We start from the raw sequence: 550 nt of genomic DNA, 5'->3' as shown, positions 1-550 counted from the left end.
CCTGCGGCCCTATCTCGAGCAGCATCTGCAGAAGTTGGAAGGCTGAGACCATGAGCAAGGACGCTTACATCCACAAGGTGCTGCCCGGTTCGCCGGGCGGTCCATTGCTGTTCGTCTTCCATGGCACGGGAGGCGATGAGAATCAGCTTCTGTCGCTGGGGCGCGATCTCGCGCCCCAGGCAACCATCGTCTCGCCGCGCGGTGATGTGTCGGAACAAGGTGCCGCGCGCTTCTTTCGCCGCGCCGCCGAGGGCATCTACGATATGGACGACCTGGCGCGGGCGACGACCAAGATGGCGGGCTTCGTCAAGGCCCATGTTGAAGCAGCGAAGCCATCGGCCGTGCTGGGTCTCGGCTATTCCAACGGCGCCAATGTCCTAGCCTCGGTGGTGTTCGCGGTTCCAGCGCTGTTCGACGCGTCGGTGCTGATGCATCCGCTGATCCCGTTCGAACCTGAGGTCAAGGGCAGCCTCGCCGGCCGCCATATCCTGGTGACCGCCGGCAAGCGCGATCCGATCTGCCCACCGAACCTGACCACGCGGCTCGAGGC

General features: G+C 64.7%; 1 protein-coding gene. It reads left to right on the top strand.

What is annotated here, in order from left to right:
* Window positions 1-50: 50 nt before the first annotated feature.
* Window positions 51-550: alpha/beta hydrolase (locus EN884_RS37975; RefSeq protein WP_164895518.1), on the top strand; the 500-nt coding region annotated here is incomplete at its 3' end.

The sequence above is a fragment of the Mesorhizobium sp. M7A.F.Ca.AU.001.01.1.1 genome (assembly GCF_004022735.1).
Taxonomy (GTDB): domain Bacteria; phylum Pseudomonadota; class Alphaproteobacteria; order Rhizobiales; family Rhizobiaceae; genus Mesorhizobium; species Mesorhizobium ciceri.
Note: the sequence above shows the minus strand (reverse complement) of the source record. Positions and strands in the feature narration are given on the sequence as shown.